15 protein-coding genes are annotated in these 18,585 nt (G+C 41.1%); 7 read left to right on the top strand and 8 right to left on the bottom strand.

The genetic code is table 11. The features are described from left to right. Nucleotides 1-6: 6 nt before the first annotated feature. The 3 genes from Q0688_RS00735 to Q0688_RS00725 are packed head-to-tail and all read right to left on the bottom strand — an operon-like array spanning nt 7 to nt 5,731. The gene (locus Q0688_RS00735; protein WP_299071755.1) at nt 7-1,620 is read right to left on the bottom strand and encodes a CsiV family protein; all 1,614 of its coding nucleotides are present in this window, start codon (nt 1,618-1,620) and stop codon (nt 7-9) included. Then, nucleotides 1,620-5,114: a transcription-repair coupling factor gene (gene mfd, locus Q0688_RS00730; RefSeq protein ID WP_299071752.1), complete on the bottom strand. Its 3,495-nt coding sequence runs from the start codon at nt 5,112-5,114 to the stop codon at nt 1,620-1,622. Before mfd ends, Q0688_RS00735 begins: the two co-directional genes overlap by 1 nt. Before the next feature lie 23 nt (nt 5,115-5,137). Continuing rightward, nucleotides 5,138-5,731 (bottom strand): PilZ domain-containing protein, encoded by a 594-nt coding sequence (locus tag Q0688_RS00725; RefSeq protein ID WP_299071749.1) that lies wholly within the window; start codon nt 5,729-5,731, stop codon nt 5,138-5,140. 132 nt (nt 5,732-5,863) lie between these two features. Here Q0688_RS00725 and Q0688_RS00720 point away from each other — a divergent pair, with 132 nt between their 5' ends. The 5 genes from Q0688_RS00720 (at nt 5,864) to Q0688_RS00700 (ending at nt 10,910) form a co-directional block, all read left to right on the top strand. Continuing rightward, nucleotides 5,864-7,075 (top strand): lipoprotein-releasing ABC transporter permease subunit, encoded by a 1,212-nt coding sequence (locus Q0688_RS00720; protein WP_299071746.1) that lies wholly within the window; start codon nt 5,864-5,866, stop codon nt 7,073-7,075. Between the two features lie 84 nt (nt 7,076-7,159). Then, on the top strand, nt 7,160-7,723 hold the full coding sequence (locus Q0688_RS00715) for a phosphoribosyltransferase (protein WP_299071743.1): 564 nt from the start codon (nt 7,160-7,162) through the stop codon (nt 7,721-7,723). Between the two features lie 69 nt (nt 7,724-7,792). Next, complete coding sequence (locus tag Q0688_RS00710) at nt 7,793-8,179, top strand: MmcQ/YjbR family DNA-binding protein (RefSeq protein ID WP_299071740.1); 387 nt, start codon at nt 7,793-7,795, stop codon at nt 8,177-8,179. Between the two features lie 536 nt (nt 8,180-8,715). Further along, the gene (hppD, locus tag Q0688_RS00705; RefSeq protein WP_299071737.1) at nt 8,716-9,816 is read left to right on the top strand and encodes a 4-hydroxyphenylpyruvate dioxygenase; all 1,101 of its coding nucleotides are present in this window, start codon (nt 8,716-8,718) and stop codon (nt 9,814-9,816) included. 314 nt (nt 9,817-10,130) lie between these two features. Further along, nucleotides 10,131-10,910, top strand: coding sequence for an ABC transporter substrate-binding protein (locus Q0688_RS00700; RefSeq protein WP_299071734.1), 780 nt, complete (start codon nt 10,131-10,133; stop codon nt 10,908-10,910). A 92-nt stretch (nt 10,911-11,002) separates the two neighbouring features. Here the strand turns inward: Q0688_RS00700 and Q0688_RS00695 are convergent, their stop codons facing one another. Beyond that, nucleotides 11,003-11,773, bottom strand: a complete 771-nt coding sequence (locus tag Q0688_RS00695; RefSeq protein WP_299071731.1) for an SDR family NAD(P)-dependent oxidoreductase — start codon at nt 11,771-11,773, stop codon at nt 11,003-11,005. 100 nt (nt 11,774-11,873) lie between these two features. On the opposite strand from Q0688_RS00695, the gene Q0688_RS00690 reads away from it, so the two are divergent. Then, nucleotides 11,874-13,535: a SufS family cysteine desulfurase gene (locus Q0688_RS00690; RefSeq protein WP_299071728.1), complete on the top strand. Its 1,662-nt coding sequence runs from the start codon at nt 11,874-11,876 to the stop codon at nt 13,533-13,535. Here the strand turns inward: Q0688_RS00690 and Q0688_RS00685 are convergent. From Q0688_RS00685 to Q0688_RS00675, 3 genes are all read right to left on the bottom strand, one after another. Next, nucleotides 13,530-14,021 (bottom strand): hypothetical protein, encoded by a 492-nt coding sequence (locus Q0688_RS00685; RefSeq protein ID WP_299071725.1) that lies wholly within the window; start codon nt 14,019-14,021, stop codon nt 13,530-13,532. The two genes, Q0688_RS00690 and Q0688_RS00685, sit on opposite strands and share 6 nt — an antisense overlap. A gap of 25 nt (nt 14,022-14,046) precedes the next feature. Continuing rightward, a complete protein-coding gene (locus Q0688_RS00680) occupies nt 14,047-15,234 on the bottom strand; it encodes a glycosyltransferase family 4 protein (protein WP_299071862.1) in 1,188 nt (395 codons plus the stop codon). A 91-nt stretch (nt 15,235-15,325) separates the two neighbouring features. Beyond that, a complete protein-coding gene (locus tag Q0688_RS00675) occupies nt 15,326-16,585 on the bottom strand; it encodes a GGDEF domain-containing protein (protein ID WP_299071723.1) in 1,260 nt (419 codons plus the stop codon). Nucleotides 16,586-16,715: 130 nt separating this feature from the next. Here Q0688_RS00675 and Q0688_RS00670 point away from each other — a divergent pair, with 130 nt between their 5' ends. Continuing rightward, on the top strand, nt 16,716-17,780 hold the full coding sequence (locus Q0688_RS00670) for a 2-dehydropantoate 2-reductase (RefSeq protein WP_299071721.1): 1,065 nt from the start codon (nt 16,716-16,718) through the stop codon (nt 17,778-17,780). Nucleotides 17,781-17,788: 8 nt separating this feature from the next. On the opposite strand, the gene cysZ is transcribed toward Q0688_RS00670, so the two are convergent. Continuing rightward, nucleotides 17,789-18,511: a sulfate transporter CysZ gene (gene cysZ / locus Q0688_RS00665; RefSeq protein ID WP_299071718.1), complete on the bottom strand. Its 723-nt coding sequence runs from the start codon at nt 18,509-18,511 to the stop codon at nt 17,789-17,791. Nucleotides 18,512-18,585: the final 74 nt, after the last annotated feature.

Raw genomic sequence — 18,585 nt, 5'->3', positions numbered from 1 at the left:
TTAAAGCTAATTTTGTTGCGATTCTGCTCCGTTAAGATCCATTTCTGCCACTGGCCAACGATAGCGATTAATGCTTACAATCATGCCAAATAGTGGATGGTCGAAATAATGCACTTGTTTACTGATAACTCGTCTTAGTTGATTAAAATTAACACTTTGTAAGTAGTTGGGTGGTCGCTCTTGATTAACTACTATTTCTCCTTGTGCAACTAAACCAGTTGATGAACTTTCTATTTTTTGAGCTTTCTGGGGATCAAATACAGGCTTTCTGAAATCCAAATTACTATCTATGTGTAAATAGGGAACTCGCCCTACATGACGTAAATACACGGTAATACCACCATCTAATTGCCATAGTTCATTCAGGATCGCTGGATTGATATTATTTTCTGGCTGTTTACTTTGAGGTTCCATTTGATCAACAACTTGAGCAATGTTGAGTGGCGTGACGTCAGCTAACGCTGTTTCAATTTTTGTAAATAAATCATCAGGATTTGTTTTTAATTCATTGTCCTTAGCGCCAGAAAAAAATACCTGTTGTTGCTCTGGAGTTAATTGGGCGAGCACTTCTTGAGGCAGGTAATTTTCATCTAATGACGGACTTAATCTATCAAATAAAGGGTCAGTATTTTCAACTAAGGGTAAACCATTAGCATCAAAATTATTCGCAAAATTCTCACCTGCAAATAATCTAAATGTTTGCGCTTTATCACGACCAAACTTTACTTCTTGTCGCCAGCTAAGATGTAATAATGGGCTGATATCTCGCTGCTTTCGAATTTTAGAGTAGAGATCACTCATACGCAGGTTTGAAGTAGGTAACAAAAATGCGTTGTGTTTTTTATGCCACAGCACACCGTCAATAATATCTGGAACACGTTTTATTGAGTGAGTAGGCAGACTACTTAATTCTTCACTTGGTAAAATGTTAATCGCCGCAAAAGATGGATCAATCTGCTCGGCGTAGGAACACAGAAGTTCGCTTGGGATCTGCCATTCGATAAACTCGACCTGAATGGGCCGACTTTGTAGGTTAGTTTCTGCAGCCAGTTCTTTTTTAGATGACGTTATATCCTCGAGATTAGTGGTGCTGTCTACTGAGTGTTTACCCTTGGATTGCGCAAATATATCCGTTGTTGCCACTTGATACTGAAATCTTTCTTCAGCTAAGTGTTCTGTGCCCATATCTAAGTTTTGCTGTGGTTCACCAAGCTCTCTTTTTAAGTCAGTTGGTTGTGATGAAGAGGTTTTGTTTGGATTATCTAATGGCAACCCAAAAGCAAAATCTTGTTGATACTGCGTTTGAACTGCGAGTCTATTTGAAGCACGGCAATAGGGCAGACCTGCTCGTAAAAAGCTTAAGTCGGGATTGAGGTAGGGGGTAAGTAAATCAACAAATTCGCTGTTGGCTTGTACCAGTTGTGACTGTTTGAAGGTTTCGGCAATAGCGACTGAATCTAGCTTACGTTCAAATAAAATGACTTCAACATCAAACCACCATTCTTGCTCTTGTCCATAGGATTTTTGCGTAAAAACGCTGCTAAATAATAAAGTTGTTAGGGCAAACTTTATTGGTAAAAGTATTGTTTTTAATCGGTGAACGGCAATTTTTTGTGTCATTAAGCAGCCCGTAATTGTTGACTAAACTCAGTTAGCATATTGTTAAACAGCTCAAGTCTATCTTTAGCGGATTCGGTAGGCACGTTAAACTTGAGTTTCTGCGGGCCGTCCAATTTGTAAATTCTTGGCTGTGACTGGATCAATTTTATAATAAAACTAGGATCGATTTGAGTCTGCTGTGAAAACTCTACAAAACCACCTTTATTGGTGCCTTCCATTTTAAGGATGCCGAGTTGTTTGGCTTTTAGCTTTAACATAGTGGTATCCAATAGGTTTTTAGCACTTTGGGGTAATAATCCAAATCTGTCTATTAATTCAATCTGTAACTCATTGACGGCTCTTTCGTCTTTACAGCCTGCCAATTTTTTATAGAGTGACAACCGCAAATTGACATCAGGTACATAGTCGTCTGGAAACAATGCTGGAACTCGCAAGTCTATGTCAGTTTGCTCCGACAAAGCAGTCTCTAATGAAGGTTCTTTGCCTTCTTTAAGGGCTTCCACTGCTTGCTCAAGCATGTCCATATATAAGGTAAAACCAATACTGGATATTTGCCCCGATTGACCGTCACCCAGTAATTCACCGGCGCCGCGAATTTCTAAGTCGTGGGTGGCAAGGGCAAAACCTGCACCTAATTCTTCTAAGGATGATATAGCATCTAGACGTTTAGCGGCATCTTTACTTAGTCGTCTACGGTGTGGCGTAAGTAAATAGGCATATGCTTGGTGATGGGAACGACCCACCCGGCCACGCAATTGATGTAGTTGAGCTAAACCAAGATGGTCGGCGCGATCCATCACTATGGTATTGGCCGAGGGTACATCTATGCCGGTTTCGATAATAGTGGTACAAAGCAGCACATTAAAACGCTGATGATTAAAGTCAGACATCACTTTTTCAAGATCCCTCTCGCGCATTTGGCCATGACCAATCACAATGCGTGCTTCTGGGACTATCTCTTTAATTTCTTCGGCGGTGCGCTCTATGGTATCAACTTCGTTATGCAGGAAATACACTTGTCCACCGCGAAGAATTTCCCGCATGATAGCTTCGCGTATCAATTCTTTATTGCGCTGCTGCACAAAGGTTTTGATGGGTAAACGCTTTGCTGGTGGCGTGGCGATTATGGATAAATCGCGCATGCCACTTAATGCCATATTCAAGGTCCTTGGAATAGGTGTGGCGGTTAGGGTTAAAATATCCACATCTGAGCGCAGCGCCTTAAATTTCTCTTTTTGGCGTACCCCAAAGCGGTGTTCTTCATCGATGATAACCAGACCTAAATCATTAAATTTGAGTCGCTCTTGCAATAAAGTATGGGTACCCACAATGATGTCCACTTTACCTTCACCTATGGCGGCCACCGTTTGTTTGGCGTCTTTAGCGCTAACAAAACGAGACAACACTTCAATTCTAAAGGGGCAATTGACAAAACGTTCGGCAAAGTTTTCATAATGTTGGTGAGCGAGAAGGGTAGTGGGCACTAAAATAGCCACTTGTTTTCCTTGATTCGCCGCAATAAACGCGGCGCGCATCGCCACTTCGGTTTTTCCAAAACCCACATCACCACAGACTAGTCTGTCCATGGCATTGGCAGAGCCCATATCTTGGATCACGGCATTAATGGCTTTTTGTTGATCTAAGGTTTCTTCAAAAGGAAAACTATCACTAAAGGATTGGTAGTCGTCCCAGGCAATTTTAAAGGCATAGCCTGGTTTAGCGGCGCGTCTGGCATACACGTCTAGTAGCTGTGCAGCTACATCGCGTACTTTATCAGCGGCTTTTTTCTTGGCTTTGGCCCAAGTTTCTGTGCCTAGATGATGCAAGGGGGCATGATCAATATCACCGCCACTGTAACGGCTAATTAAGTGTAAAGAGGCAACAGGTACATAGAGCTTTGATTGCTTAGCATATTCAATGGTTAAGTATTCGGTGGTGATGCCACCTGCATCTAAAGTTTGTAAACCCAGATAACGTCCGACGCCATGCTCAAAATGTACCACTGGCTGACCTAACTGTAATTCCGCAAGATTGCGAATAATTGCGTTTTCGTCAGTGCCTTGGCGGGTGTCTCTTTTGCGCCTGTGACTGATTTTATGACCGAGTAATTCGGTTTCGGTGATAAAGGCAACTTTGGTTTTAGGCTCTTCAAGTAAAAAACTAAATTCGGCAGCACCCACTGTAATACCAATTGGTTCATCACTTTGGGTAAAACTATCAAAATGCTCAAATACTTTAGGTTTAATGTCAGCTTTGCTGAGAATTTCTAATAATCCTTCACGACGCCCCGCCGACTCGGCGCTAAACAACACCCTAACCTTTTGATTTTGCCAACCTGCTACTTGCTGTTTAAGAGAGGTCCAAGGAACCTTGTTTTGTGGTTTAAGGGCAATGTCACCTACAGAGGCAGTGGCAAAGTTATAACTGCCACTTTTCGTGTCTAATGCTTTGCTTTGAACTTGCACCCTAGGCCATTCTTTTAGGGCGCTAAATAATTCTTCCGCGCGCATAAAAATGTCGGCTGGATGCATTAAAGGGCGAGCAAGGTTGTACCTAAGTTGTTCGTATCTGTGGTTTACATCTTGCCAATAGCTATCATGGGCTTTTTGAAGATCACCATACATCAACACTGTGGTGTCTTGATTGAGGTAATCAAAAAGAGTGGCCGTTTTTTCAAAAAACAGGGGTAAATAATACTCAATTCCACCCGGCATTAACCCTTTACCTACCTGATAATAAATGGACTCTTTGCTGTTATTGGCGTCGAACTTGCCAAGATATTGCTGCCTAAAGAGCAATGTGGCGTCTTTATCAGTAGGGAACTCTCTGGCCGGTAACAGTTTAATTTCAGTGACTTTATCTCCCGAACGTTGGGTTTCAGCATCAAAATGCCTAATGCTATCCACTTCATCATCAAATAAATCGATACGATATGGATGCTGACTGCCCATAGGGAATAAATCGATGATACTGCCACGGATTGAAAACTCACTGTGGCTCATTACTTGGTTTACATGTAAGTAACCAGCTCGCTCTAGACCTTGCCGAAAACTATTAATATCTAACTTTTGACTAATTTTTAATATCAGTAAATATTTACCAATATAATCCACCGGAGCCATACGCATCATCAAGGTATTGATAGGCACAATAAACACTCTAGGTTCGTTTTGAGTGAGTTGGTAAAGGGTTTCTAGGCGCTGGGATACAATATCTTGGTGAGGTGAAAAACTATCATAGGGCAGGGTTTCCCAATCGGGGAAAAGCTGCACATCAACCTCTTGCCCCTGTAAAAAGTAGTCGAGTTCTTTTTCTAGTTTTATGGCGCTGGGTGTATCTGCTGTTACCAGTAAAATCGGGCCTTTAGCTTGTGTAGCTCCTTTAGCTAATGCAAGCGCGGTACTGCTGCCTTGCAGGTTACCCCATTGGCGAATATCATTTTTTGATTTAAGGGTATTACTGGGTAATGGCGGTGAAAAAATACTCTGAGTCATTAATTATGTTCGATCTCGTTCTTTTAAAGTTTTTCTTGGGTTTTTCGCTTGCGTATACTCGCTGCTTGCAAATGCAAGCTGGCCTTGACTAATAAATCTTGGTCTTCTTCGCGAATACAAGTGAAAATCAAAGATATATGGTACGTATCATCTACAGGCTTACAAGCAATAACTTCGGCAAAACAAAAAATGGCTGTGGCTTCCTCTCTAATGAATAATTTCAGCTCTATAGTGTCACCCGTAGATAACTGTGTGTCACTATCAATAATTATGCCTCCTCCTCCAAATTGTATGGATTGGTAATTTTGCTCTTGGTTTGAATGTTGCTGCAAAATGAGTGACATCATTAAATCAATTTTTCTAGATTGATGATTCAGAAATTCAGCGAGCTCAATTGCATGTTCGCCTAAGCGTCTAAGGGGCCTTAATGCCTTAGTTTCAATGGCAGATACTTCACTGGCTATCTGAAATTCATAAGGCATATGTTGATGTAAATCCTCAAGTTCAGGTAATTCAAAATCATCTGCTAATAAACGCAAATTGACTGGGATAGCGTGCTTGATCATAAAAAACTCATCAAATTGTTGATGTTTTTGTTCAAGCGTTAGAGTTTTCATATTTGCTCCCTATTTTTGCTGTGCTTGTGAGATTAATCGCAAGCACGTATTATTCAACATCATTCATCAGGATACCAATAGTTAAGCTGTTATTTTTTTAACTGTTTTGTTGTCATAAGAGTTCCATTTTTCATGTTCTATCCACTATCTGCCTATATTGGTTTACGTTACGCCAAAGCTTCGAAGGGCAGCCATTTTATCGCATTTATAAACTTTTTCTCTGTGGCGGGCATAGCGTTAGGCTTAATGGCTTTGATAACGGTTTTATCAGTGATGAATGGTTTTGAAGGCGAGCTCAAATTACGTAATTTAGGGATCACACCTCACATATTAGTGCAGCATAATACCCATAAAGCAATGGATGCCCCAAAGTTTGCTGATATTGAAGGCGTCATGGCGAGTACTCAGCAAATCGAGTCAGAAGGTATAGTGCAGTCTTCACAAGGTCTAAAGGGGGTGATATTTCAGGGTATTGAACCTGATAAAATGCAGCTATCTTCGGTGATAGCCCAAAATATGTTAATGGGTAAGCTGAGCGATCTTGTTAAAGGTGAGTACGGGATCATCATAGGTCGAGCCTTGTCGATAAAACTCAACTTGCGCATGGGTGAAAAGGCCCGTTTGATTTCGTCGCAAAATAGTTACTTTGGTCCTTTTGGTCGCATTTATAGTCAAAGGATTTTTCGTGTGGTGGGGATCTTCGATATGGGCTCTGCTTTAGATGACAAAGCCGTCTTTATGCATATTGACGATACAGCCAAGTTATTACGCAGCCGCACCGAAAAACTAGCGCAAACCCGTTTGTTTCTAGCAGATGCATTCGAATATAAATCAGTGGTGCAAGCGCTTGCCAAACAAGGTTTTTCTTCAACTAATTGGCGCGAAAAGCAAGGGGTATTATTTGATGCCGTTAAGATGGAAAAAAACATGATGTCGTTAATGCTACTGCTAATTATTTCGGTTGCCGCATTTAATATTGTATCGGCCCTCGTTATGGTGGTCACCGAAAAACAAAGTGATATTGCGATTCTACTGACACAAGGTATGACACGTAGCAACATAATGAATATATTCCTCTTTAACGGTGTATATAATGGTGTTAAAGGCACGGTAATTGGCGCTGCGGCGGGCATATTGTTGGTTTCCCAAATTAATAATGTGATTAAATTATTTAACCTACCCATTTTTCTTAGTCCAGACGGACAAGGGCTGCCCACTGATTTGCAATGGCCGCAAGTGGTCATTCTTATTGTGACATCGCTAATTTTGTGTTTTGTGGCCAGTCTTTATCCTGCCTATCGAGCAGTAAGAGTTAATCCAGCAAACGCGTTAAAATATGAATAAGCTGCGCTTAGGTATATACTAGCGGGCTCAAAGTTTTATCTAGCTGCAGCTTAGGCGGCGCTCTAATTTTTTAAGGTTTATCTAATGGAAAAAACGTTTATCACCGCACAACAGCTACTTGAAGATTCATTTCGCGTGGCAGCGCAAGTGTATGAAAGTGGCTTTCGCCCACATTTCATAATTGGTATATGGCGCGGCGGCGCACCCATTGGAATAGCGGTGCAAGAATATTTTGATTTTAAGAAAGTAGAAACTGATCATATAGCGGTGCGTACTTCTTCTTATTACGGCATTGATCAACAATCTAAAACCATTAAAGTACACGGTTTACATTATTTAATTGAAAACGCCAATGCTGATGACAGCCTATTGATTGTGGACGACGTATTCGATTCGGGTCGCAGTGTTGAAGCACTAATGGCTCAAATTAAAAAACTATCCCGTGCCAACATGCCTAAAGACGTACGTATTGCTTGTCCGTATTACAAACCGCAAAATAATAAAACTCATATAGTGCCCGACTACTATGTGCACGAAAGTGACGAATGGTTGGTTTTTCCTCACGAAATATCGGGTCTTACCCCTGATGAAATCATAGCGGGCAAGACCGATCTAAAAAATGTGATGCATTTGTTAGAGCAAGATTAATTCTCTTTAATTGAGGAAATGGTTTATATATTAGGGTAGGCGACTACCCTTTTTTATTAGGAGAATCGGATGGATCAGCAACAAGCCAGAGAATATCTATTACAAAAACCTTTTACCGTAGAAACCTTTCCTTTTGGAAAAGATGTGTCTGTGTTTAAGGTCAAACATAAGATGTTCGCGACCCTAGCGATTGGTAAAATGGGCAAAGGCGAAAATGAAAGCGACGATACTTGCTGGATGAATCTCAAATGTGATCCTCAAGAAGCGATTATGCTCAGAGATATTTTCCCTTCGGTCATTCCCGGTTACCACATGAGTAAAGTGCATTGGAATACCATTAAATTAGACGGTTCTGTCCCACAAGGTGAGATTGAACGTATGATAGATAATTCCTTTAACTTAGTTGTAGATAACATGCCTAAGGCCGATCAGCAGTCTATCTTGGTGCAGTTGTAGATTCGTTTTTTAATTCTTTAAGTCGTTGTTTAATATTAATTAACCCGAACTCGGGATAAGAAACGCCTGCAAGTAGCGCTGTTTTGCCCCTATCTTCGTTGTTCATCATGAGTGTAGAGTGCCATTCCTGCAGGACTACGCCTTGATTGAAAGTCGCTGGTGTTCTCTGAGTGACTAATTGTTAGGATGAATTGGTATAGCTCCTATTATCAACTGTGCTAGCTGTTGTGATCAAACAATACTGATCGTTAACCTTGCAATTTACCAAGAGACCACGACTTCCAGTAATGGTTTTTTTTATGAAACCTTTGTAAAAAAAAATTTACACATTTATCAGTTTTAGATGTTTTCTACCTTACTAAACCTTGCCCTCTTTTCGGGCCTTTTTTACTGAAATGCCCTAAGCTGCTAGCTTCCAATTTTGGCGCACTGATCGCTAGTAATATTAATTTGCTAAAACCAACAAATGATGTGATTTAAGGTTTTCTAATGAGCCGTTTTGTTTTGGGGTTTGGCACGACTAAAGAGAGTAAAAAATGGCAGATTTATTTGAGAATCCCGTAGGTTTAGACGGATTTGAATTCATTGAATTTTCTTCTCCTGAAAAAGGACAACTGGAGAGCGTATTTACTGCTATGGGATTTACTCTGGTGGCCAATCATCGTACTAAAGATGCACAATTGTGGCGTCAAGGTGGGATCAATTTAATTGCTAATTATGAGCCTAAATCGGCGGCTTGGTATTTTGCACGGGAACATGGCCCTGCTGCATGTGGAATGGGCTTTAGAGTGAAAAATGCGGTGCAAGCTTACAACTACTTGCTGGAGCAAGGAGCCGAGCCAGTTGTGGTTGAAACCGGTCCTATGGAACTGCGTTTACCCGCCATTCGTGGTATTGGCAATGCTATCATTTACTTGATTGATCGTTATGGTGATGAATTGTCTATTTATGATATCGATTTTGAGTATATTGACGGCGTTGATCGTAATCCAGTAGGCGCTGGTTTTAACGTAATAGATCACTTAACCCATAATGTTTATGGCGGTCGCATGAAGTACTGGGCTGACTTTTACGAGAAGTTATTCAATTTTCAAGAAATTCGTTTCTTCGACATTAAGGGTGAATACACTGGATTAACGTCTAAAGCACTGACCGCACCAGATGGAAAAATCCGCATTCCTTTAAATGAAGAAGGCGAAGGCGGTAAAGGCCAAATTGAAGAATTTTTGCGAGCCTTTAACGGTGAAGGTATTCAACATATTGCCTTTAGTTGTGATGATTTAGTGGCCTGTTGGGATCGCCTAAATAAAATGGGCATGCCCTTTATGACAGCCCCTCCGGCAACCTATTATGAGTTGTTAGAAGGCCGATTACCTAATCATGGTGAGACTGTTAATGAATTGCAAACCCGAGGCATTTTGCTAGATGGCACCACCGAAGGCGGACCAAGGTTATTGCTACAGATTTTTTCTGAAACGCAATTAGGACCGGTTTTCTTTGAGTTTATTCAACGTAAAGGAGATGACGGCTTTGGTGAAGGTAATTTTAAAGCCTTATTTGAATCCATAGAGCGAGACCAAATAAACCGTGGTGTTTTAGAAACAACAAATAAAACACCAGAAAATGAAGGTGTCTAAAAATAGCCCTATTACCTCTCAAAAATAATGTTAGAAGTAAGCCTGTTAGCTTAGATGAGGCTTAAAAAGCCTCTATTTCTGTACATCATATGGCGAGATATCGATTGCAGTGGTCATGCAAGATTGACCACTGCATTGCTGTTCAAAACACTGGTTTTTTGGTTTTTTCAGTGTTTAAATTGACTAATACTTAAGTATTAAAAATTATAAAATAATGGTCTTGAACTATTGTGTAAAAGTGTTAATACTGTCACACGTCTGTAGCTAATCTTTAGTTACACATTTGGAATATTGAAAGGGAGTGTCGGTCCAAAATGACTAAAAGATTTTGTTCTAACTTCATCCTATCTTTAATTGTGTTCTCAAATCTTAGCCTAGCCAAAGAAATATCAGGCAATGCGACAACTCCTGTTGCGCCAATCACTTTTTATACCGAGTCTTATCCTCCTGCAAACTATATGGAAAATGATGAGCTGGTAGGAATTACGGTTGAATCATTAAAGCTCATGTGGGCCGAACAGGGGATAAATGAGCAAGACATTCAATTAGTTCCTTGGTCACGTGGTTATAGAAATGTTTTGCAAACCTCTAACAGCGCACTATTTACCATGTCTAAAACCCCAGCCCGTGAACATTTGTTTAAATGGGTAGGTCCAATATTTAATTCAATGCATGTATTGGTGGCTAAAAAAAGTGCGCAATTAAAGTTTGAAAATTTTGGCGAAATAATTGGCCACAGTGTGGTTACCTTAAAAGGCGAAGTGTCTGAAATTATTTTGAAGCAGGTCGGTTTTCAAGACTTTAATATGGCAAAAGCCTCTAGTATGGAAAGGGCTTTTAGAATGCTAGAGTCAGACCGAGTAGAGATGATGATGACGTCGGTTCATGGCTTTCAACATATAGTTGAGTTATTAAAGATTGACCAATCAAAATATCAACAGGTGTGGCAAATAGAAAAAATTGGCAATTATATTGCCTTTAATATAAACACCCCAGATAGCGTGATCCAAAGCTATCAACAAGCATTTGATAATCTGGCCATGCAGCGTAAATTAATCAAACAAAAATACCACTTACCAAAAATTGAGTATTAAGCTTAGCCACTCATAAATTTACTTAACCGCCGATCAGGTTACCGACAGTTAATGCCAACCCATAGGTTTAGGTTGGCACTTTTTAGTTTTCACTAACCAGCATTCGCCACTTGTCCGCCATCTAACACAACGGTATGACCACAAACATAGTTGCTGGCACGTGAGCAAAGGTAAATGGCGGTGCCGGCCACATCAGCAAGTTCACCTATTTTGCGAGCAGGCAGTTTATTAGCGATTTCTTGTTCATGAGCTAATACGTGTTTGGTCATTTTACTCGGGAAAAGACCAGGGGCTATGGCATTAATATTGACATGGCTTGGACGAAGATCGGCTGCCATGTGCCGTGTCATCTGAATAACGGCGGCTTTGCTGGCAGAATAAGAATAATTGTCCATATGAGGATGAGTGATGCCGTTAACCGAAGCAATATTGACTATGCGTGATGGTTCATCTGCTGTGCCCGCTAAGCGCAGCGCAGGTAATAAACCTTTGCTTAGAAAGAAAATAGATTTCACATTTAGGTCCATGACTTTATCCCAACCGGACTCGGGAAATTCTTCAACAGGGGCGCCCCAGGCAGCACCAGCGTTATTAATTAGGATGTCGATTTTGGACTCTCTTTTAAGCATCTCATCTGTAAAGGTATCTACACCGGCCATGGTTGATAAATCCGATTGAATTGCAATACACTCGCCCAACGCGGATAGTTCAGCAGCAGTTTCTTCTAACTGCTCAAGTTTGCGTGCTGTGATATAGGTTTTCACCCCACTTTCGACAAAACCTCGGGCAATCATGGCGCCTATTCCGCTGGAACCACCGGTCACTATTGCTACTTTTCCGGCGACTGAAAAAAAATTGGTCATCTATATTCCTTATTCTGTTTGTATTTTGGCTTAAATATCTTGCTAATCTGTGTTTGATTGACAACAATCATCAGCTGTATTTAATAGTTTTAATTTGTCCATGCCAAGTAATATTTTTCGCCCTCATTTTCCTTTTTTTTCTAATACTCAATCAGAGCCTTATGTGTATTTGGATAGCGCCGCTACTAGCCAAAAGTTGCAGTTGGTTATCGATATCACCCAGCAATATTACCAAGAGCGTTCGGTGAACGTACACCGCTCTAGCCATCATCTAGCGGCCAGTGTTACCGAACAGTTTGAGCAATCCCGCAGCACTATCCAGCAGTTTATTGGCGCGAAGAGTCACAAAGAAATTGTATGGACAAAAGGCGCGACCGAAAGCATTAACCTTGTGGCGAGTGGATTAGCTAACAATTATTTTAAAGCGGGTGATAGGATTGTAGTCTCAGCGTTGGAACATCACGCCAACATTGTGCCTTGGCAGCAAATAGCAGAGGCCCTTGACCTTAAACTCGACGTGATGCCCGTGGATCCCCATGGCGTGTTAAAGCTACAAGCATCACTGGATTTAATTAGCGACAATACCGCTTTAGTAGCCATAGGCCATGTCTCAAATGCCCTAGGGAATATCAATCCAATTGAAGCGCTGATTGCTAAAGCCAAAAAAGTAGGGGCGTTAACCTTTATTGACGGAACTCAAGCCGTCAGCCATCTAGCTGTGAATGTGCAGCAGTTAGATTGTGATTTTTATGTGTTTAGTGGGCATAAGATGTTTGGCCCAACGGGTATGGGTGTTTTGTATGGCAAATACGCCTTACTCGAACAATTGCCGCCCTACCAATTAGGCGGTGAAATGATCCAGCAAGTGAGTTTTGCGAAAACTACCTTCCAACCACCGCCTTTAAAGTTTGAAGCGGGCACCCCCAATATTGCCGGGGTGTTAGGGTTAGCTCGAGCGAGTGAGTTTATTCAGGTCCATCGAAATAGCATGATTGAGCATGAGCACAATTTGTATCAAGCATTGTTGGCTACTTTGTTGGCCATCCCCAAAGTGAAGTTGTGGGGCGACAACAATAACAGTATTTGTGTGCAGTCTTTTACTGTGCAAGGTGTTAATCCCTACGATCTAGCGGTGCTATTAGATAAACGTAATATTGCGGTAAGGGTAGGGGATCACTGCGCCATGCCTTTAATGAGTGCCTTAGATATAGACGGCACAATTAGGGTGTCTTTAGCGGCGTATAATAACCTTGAAGAAATTAACATTTTTGGCCATGCACTTATTGAGTGCATTGGTTTGTTAACTGAGCCGAACACTCAAATTGTCACTGAAAATAACGTGCTAAAGCACAAACAAGGGGAACTAGCGCCCATTGCCGAATCAATTAAACAGGCAAAAGGCTGGGATCAAACATACCGACAACTTATGTTGGCGGGCAAAAATTTAGTGAGGCTACCACAGCAATATAAAACCGCTACAACAGCCGTGCAGGGCTGTGAAAGCCAAGTGTGGATAAGGTGTTACTTGGATGCAGATAAGCTGGTGCTTGAAGGGGATTCACCGAGCAAAATTGTCCGTGGTTTGTTGGCTGTAGTATTTGAGGCCTTGTCAGGCAAAACAGCCAAGCAAGTCTTGGCGTTTAACCTAGCAGACTACTTGGCAGAGTTACATTTAGCTAAACACCTAAGCCAATCTCGGGGTAATGGTTTGAGTGCTGTTGTAGGCAAAATAAACGAATATTGCCAGAGTCACTCCCTATGACTTATATTTCTCTACAAAAGCCTGACAATCACCTTGGTAGGTCACATCAATGAGGTAGTGAATTTTCCATTCGCCATTAATTTGTACGAGTTGAAAACTATTGCTACCACAATGACTGAGCTTATCATTAAGATAAAAGGCAAAAGGTGTCCACACACTGGCGAGTTCATTTTGTTGATGGATAGTTATCTCTAATAAATGCTCATCTAGTTTAGCGGTATTTTTACTGATGCTGAGGGCAAATTTGTTCACGTCAGAGTCAATAATTTTGCCTTTTGCAGTGATGCGTTGTAGCAAGGCATTATCGGTAAATTGTGCCAGTATCTTATCCTGATCATGGGCTCCCATGGCATCAAACAACTGGTAGATTGGAGCAGTCACTTGATTGTTTGGCTTTGCTGGCTGTTGTAAGTCATGGGCATAACCGGAAAAGCTTGCACCGATTAAAAACGTCACAATTAGCATTTTAGTAGTGGAATACATCATAGTGGTTTGTGTCCTTTGTTAGAATTTATCGATTGTTTTTAGCTTCTATCCATTGTGCCATATATTGGGTGCTTTTTAGCTGGTGGTGCTGCAACATTTGCCCGATAAAGTTATGCTCTCGGTGTGTGTCTAGGTTTATTTCTATCTCAGTGATACGGGCAAGTAACTTTTCTTGAATTAGAGTTTTGTCAAAATTGCTTTCAATAAGTAGATAACCATTTTGTTGTTTTTGCTGCCATAACTCTTCGTTTTGATAAAGCTCTACAGCTTGACTAGCAAAATCTATGGCACTGCCAGTTTGATCTTCAAACCGCGTTAAATCTGTGGTTAACCCAGACCAATCTAACCCCATTAGCATGCCTTCAGTGCCAATGTGAGTGGTGACATTTGGTGTACCACACCACATCGCTTCCGCTAACTTGCCTTTAATACCCGCACCAAAACGTAAGGGGGCAAGGCAAACTCTTGCTTGTTGCATCACTTGTTTTGCGTCTTCTGCCCATCCTTTCACTAAAAAACCTTGTTTGGGGTTATGTAATTGTGTGGCTTTAGGCGGTGGGTAAGCACCGTAGATATGCAGTTCAGCTTTAGGTAACTGCTTGCGAATTAACGGCCAAATATGTTGTTTTAAAAAGAGTACCGCATCCCAATTTGGCTCATGGCGAAAATTGCCAATACTGACAAAATGTTGCCTGTCGCAATAGCTAATATCAGATGCTGTAAAGTGTTGTAAGTCGAGCATAAAAGGGCAGTGCACTAGGATATGTTCAGGCACGGCATAATGGTTTTTTAGTAGTGCTAATTCAAAGTCGGAAATAATTAGACTTAAATCGCATCTAAAAATAGCAGCTACTTCGCGTTTTGCTAATTCGCTATTAAAATCAGCTGTGGATAGTGGCCTGCTTTGTTTTAATGCTTGACGCCTAGCATGACGTAGCGAGTGTAAATCTTCGGTATCTAATATACGCAGCGCCTTAGGGCAATGTTTGGCCACGCGCCAGCCAAATTGTTCTTCAAGCATAAAACGATCGAATAACACTATATTGGGATCAAGTTTAGTTACGAAGTCATCGAAACTACTGCAGTTAAGGTTTATTGATTGTTCCTCTATACCAAGTTCTCTTAGATCAACTTTATGGTCACCTTTTAGGGCGGGACTGGCAAAGGTCACCTGCCAACCTTGGCGCACAAACAGGGTGAGCAAGCTCAGCATATGGCTGCCGGCGGCCGATGAGTTTGGCTCTGGCCACACATAACCCAGTACTAGTATTTTTTTGGGCTTATGATCATTCACAGGCTAATACTCACTGCTGCGCTACCTTTACGCAGTTTCTTCCGGCTTTTTTGGCGGCGTATAAAGCGATGTCTGCTTGCTTCATGATGCCGCTAAAATCTGCATGTTCTTTAGTGCGATGCGCTACCCCAAAACTGCTTGTCACTTTGACCACTTTATTTTTAGGTGACTTTTTAGTTACAGGACTTTTTGTTAATAATTTTTTGGCTACGGATTTTTTGGGTTTTGCTGGTCGAGGCTTGGATCTTAGGGCGATATCGTAATCGGCTATGGTTTGACGCACTATTTCCACAAAAGGTAATACCTCAGTCGTTGTTTTACGTGGAAAAACAATAACAAATTCCTCGCCACCAAAGCGAAATGTCTTACCGCCTCCCATCACTTTATTGAGCTTGCTGGCCACAAGCTTTAATACCTCATCACCTACATCATGGCCGTAGGTATCGTTAAACTTTTTAAAATGGTCAATATCCGACATCACGACTGTGTATTTACGGCCTAAGGTTTGTACATACTGCATCAAAGCTCGCCTAGAGGGGATCCCTGTTAGTTCGTCCTTAAACGCCATAGTAAAGCTATCTTTAAGCACTGAGTAACAAAACAAGCTGGCTAAGCTGATAATGCCTATCAAGGTAACGATTGCATCATCATAGCTATAGATGAGGGCACTTAATCCTAGAGCAAAAAACAAGCCATTGTGAGTGTTGTCGATTTTTGCTAGCAGACGTATCAAACCTAGTAGCAGTGCTAACACTAACAAAACGCCATTAAAAGGCGTGATATAGGCGCGAACACTTGGCCATACTTTTAGTAAAATACTATCGAGACTGCTTAACCATACTTGGCTGGCAGCTTGTAGTAGTGGTAATGCTAGCCAACTGAACGCAAATAGTGCCGTTAATATAGCTACACTAAAGCTTAAATTAACCACAGAAAATCCTTTGTCTCGGCTATACAATAAAAACAACAAACTTAACAATATACCACCGTAACTCACGTCTAGTAGTTCTGCCGGTAACGTCAATTGCTTATCAAGGGTAAGTAATAGTAACAGTAAACAAGCGTACACCAATCGACTGCGACCAAATTGCCATGCAATGATTGCCGCCAATGCTAAACTGGCGTAACTCATCCACCACAGATTAACTAAATAACCTGAGATCAACTCAGAATAATAAAAATACAGGCTAAATATTGAAATTGCCAAAATGAGAGGCGGAAAAAATAACCAACAGAATTGGCTTATACGAGATAATAATGGCGTTTTCATAAATCCCAAAATGACACTTTTTACAACAGTTGCAAAGGGGCCAGTATTGTATGTGAATTTATCCAAGGGCAAAAGATATGCTTTGTGATAACGTGTGAGTAATTACCTTTTTAATAATGATTGACACCTAATGACAGACGATTTTTCAAGTAAACAACAACTTATATTCGGTGCAGGGTTAATTGGATGTTATTTAGGGGCAGTGCTGACCTCTTTGGGATTGCCCACAAGATTAATATGCCGCCCAAGTGTCAAACATAAACTTAAATCGGGGATACGGTTAACCGATTATCTTGAAAATCAAGTCGTTGTGGACTCATTGGAATTGCTAAGTAGTCAGCAACTTGGAAGTGATACTCAACACTATGAAACCGCCGATTTTTTATGGTTAACAGTTAAATGTACTGGGGTAGAGCAAGCCATGGAAGATATCGCCCCTTTTGTGAATAAACATACTGTTATTTTTTGTTGCCAGAATGGCTTAGGATCCGATGCCATTGTTAAGCAGGCCTACCCAGATAACCTCGTTTTGCGTGTTATGGTGCCCTTTAATGTGGCTGAATTGGCAGATGGGCATTACCACCGAGGCTCAGAAGGCGCTATGACACTTGAATATCATGCCCAATCCTATGATTTAGTTAGTTCAATTATCAATCGGATTGAATCAGTCTTGTTACCAGTCAAGGCTACTAATGATATGGATTCCTTATTGTGGGCGAAATTACAGTTAAACCTTGGCAATAGCATTAATGCTCTTGCCGATATTCCCGTTAAAGCCATGTTACAGCAGCGCAGTTATCGCAAGGTCATTGCTTTATTGATGAGTGAATTGTTGCAAGTAGTGGATGCCTTAGGGATAGCCCTGCCAAAAGTCACCTCCATTTCAGCCCACAACATACCTAAAGTCCTGCGGCTGCCTAATTTTATTTTTAACCGCGTGGCGAACAAGATGTTAGCCATTGATCCTCAAGTGCGCTCATCTATGTGGTGGGACGTGTCTCAAGGCAAACCCACTGAAATTGAGCATATAAATGGGGCAATTTTAAAGCATGCCAAAACGTTGGAAATGGCTTGCCCCGTCAACCAAAAGATCAGTCAATTGATCTCTCAGCTAAGTGATAAAACTCCTCTAAGGACAGAACAAAAACCGCCGATTGCAGCCAACACACTATTGGCTTGGGTAACAGAAAAATGACGGGATACTTAAACGTGGTCTTGTAGCTCATCTACCCAAAAAGCCGTGGCACCGCATACAGCAACAGGCATTACTAAAAAGTTCACTATAGGGATCAGTGAAAATACACTCACAGCTATCCCAAAACTAAAACTTTGAGTACGGGTGGCTTGTAGTGCCCTTTTCATATCCCTAAAAGATACTTTGTGATTATCACAAGGGTAATCGCAATACTGTATTGCCATCATCCAAGCAGAAAATAAGAACCACAATACTTGGCCAATGACAGGTAACATAAAAAACAATAACAAAAAGCCAATGGCACGTGGAATGTAATAAGTGAGCTTTGCAAATTCGCGCCCTAAAGTACGAGGTATATCTTTGATAACATCCAATAAGCCCGTATCACTCATGGGCTGACCAGTAAGATGTAGTTCGACTTTCTCGGCCAATAATCCATTAAAAGGCGCGGCTATCCAATTGGCTAGGGTGCCAAATATTAAGGCGAATACTAATAAAATAGTGATAACGGCAATGGGCCAAATAATATAACTTAAGCCCGTTTTTAACCAAGCTAACCATTCCCAATCGGGAATAAGGTCGGTTAACCACACTATGCTGCTACTGATTTCACCAAATAAAAAGTAGAAACCGATAGAAAATAAAATAAGATTGATGGCCAAAGGAAAAAACACAAAACGTTTTAATCCTTTGGTGGTAATTAAGCTATAACCTTGGAAAAAATAATCCATGTAGCACCTGTATAACTGTCTGTTTTGGACGCAATTAAGCGAATGAAAAACAACCATTTTTTGAAATGTTCTGG

This window comes from uncultured Paraglaciecola sp. (assembly GCF_937123705.1).
Classification (GTDB): domain Bacteria; phylum Pseudomonadota; class Gammaproteobacteria; order Enterobacterales; family Alteromonadaceae; genus Paraglaciecola.
This window is presented reverse-complemented; position numbering and strand designations above follow the sequence as displayed.

Bases quoted from the DNA above. Each gene is read 5' to 3' on its own strand.
- Q0688_RS00735 (WP_299071755.1), bottom strand. From the start codon at position 1,620: ATGACACAAAAAATTGCCGTTCACCGATTAAAAACAATACTTTTACCA.
- mfd (WP_299071752.1), bottom strand. From the start codon at position 5,114: ATGACTCAGAGTATTTTTTCACCGCCATTACCCAGTAATACCCTTAAA.
- Q0688_RS00725 (WP_299071749.1), bottom strand. From the start codon at position 5,731: ATGAAAACTCTAACGCTTGAACAAAAACATCAACAATTTGATGAGTTT.
- Q0688_RS00720 (WP_299071746.1), top strand. From the start codon at position 5,864: ATGTTCTATCCACTATCTGCCTATATTGGTTTACGTTACGCCAAAGCT.
- Q0688_RS00715 (WP_299071743.1), top strand. From the start codon at position 7,160: ATGGAAAAAACGTTTATCACCGCACAACAGCTACTTGAAGATTCATTT.
- Q0688_RS00710 (WP_299071740.1), top strand. From the start codon at position 7,793: ATGGATCAGCAACAAGCCAGAGAATATCTATTACAAAAACCTTTTACC.
- hppD (WP_299071737.1), top strand. From the start codon at position 8,716: ATGGCAGATTTATTTGAGAATCCCGTAGGTTTAGACGGATTTGAATTC.
- Q0688_RS00700 (WP_299071734.1), top strand. From the start codon at position 10,131: ATGACTAAAAGATTTTGTTCTAACTTCATCCTATCTTTAATTGTGTTC.
- Q0688_RS00695 (WP_299071731.1), bottom strand. From the start codon at position 11,773: ATGACCAATTTTTTTTCAGTCGCCGGAAAAGTAGCAATAGTGACCGGT.
- Q0688_RS00690 (WP_299071728.1), top strand. From the start codon at position 11,874: ATGCCAAGTAATATTTTTCGCCCTCATTTTCCTTTTTTTTCTAATACT.
- Q0688_RS00685 (WP_299071725.1), bottom strand. From the start codon at position 14,021: ATGATGTATTCCACTACTAAAATGCTAATTGTGACGTTTTTAATCGGT.
- Q0688_RS00680 (WP_299071862.1), bottom strand. From the start codon at position 15,234: ATGCTGAGCTTGCTCACCCTGTTTGTGCGCCAAGGTTGGCAGGTGACC.
- Q0688_RS00675 (WP_299071723.1), bottom strand. From the start codon at position 16,585: ATGAAAACGCCATTATTATCTCGTATAAGCCAATTCTGTTGGTTATTT.
- Q0688_RS00670 (WP_299071721.1), top strand. From the start codon at position 16,716: ATGACAGACGATTTTTCAAGTAAACAACAACTTATATTCGGTGCAGGG.
- cysZ (WP_299071718.1), bottom strand. From the start codon at position 18,511: ATGGATTATTTTTTCCAAGGTTATAGCTTAATTACCACCAAAGGATTA.